The organism is Mesonia aestuariivivens (assembly GCF_019311235.1).
GTDB lineage: Bacteria > Bacteroidota > Bacteroidia > Flavobacteriales > Flavobacteriaceae > Mesonia > Mesonia aestuariivivens.
Window position 1 is genome coordinate 1 of record NZ_JAHWDF010000069.1, and the last position, 572, is coordinate 572.

1 protein-coding gene is annotated in these 572 nt (G+C 37.2%); it reads right to left on the reverse strand.

Annotation, left to right across the window (positions count from 1 at the left end; all coding sequences use genetic code 11):
* The coding region (locus KW502_RS15310; protein WP_255554301.1) for a transposase at positions 1-572 on the reverse strand (572 nt) is incomplete at both ends.

Genomic DNA, 572 nt, shown 5'->3' on the forward strand with positions numbered 1-572 from the left:
AAAAATAATTGAAATTAGGGGTAAAGCCAAAATTTGCATTAATTTTTGTTTGCTTTTGTATTAATGCCTTAAAAGTTCGTTTTAGTCTTATATGTGCTTTTATAAGCTTTCTGATGTTAAAAAAGAGGTTTAATAGCAGTTGCATCAGCTCTATTTTACTATTAAACAATCTCCTTAAATTATAGGCTAGGGCAATAAGTCCAAAGTCGGCAGAAGCTGCTTTGATACCTTTTTTTGTTATGATATGATCAAATCCCCATTGGCGCTTGATGGTACCATAGGGATGCTCTACCAAGGCTTGCCTTTTTTTGTAAAGTTCCCCGCTTTGGGCAATCCGCTTTGCATTCTGTTTAATATTTTGAGTGTATTGGCTACGCTGAATGACCTTTCCATTGAGTTTTGAGGTGGTACAATTCTGGCGCACCGGGCATTGCTTGCAGGCCTTGGTTTTGTATTGTTTGAAGGAATAGTTTCTGGCTTTGTACCAAGAGCCGTTGCTCGATAAGGTATTCCCCTGTGGGCAGGTATAAGTATCATCATCAGTATTGTAATCAAAATTTTCAGCATTGTAT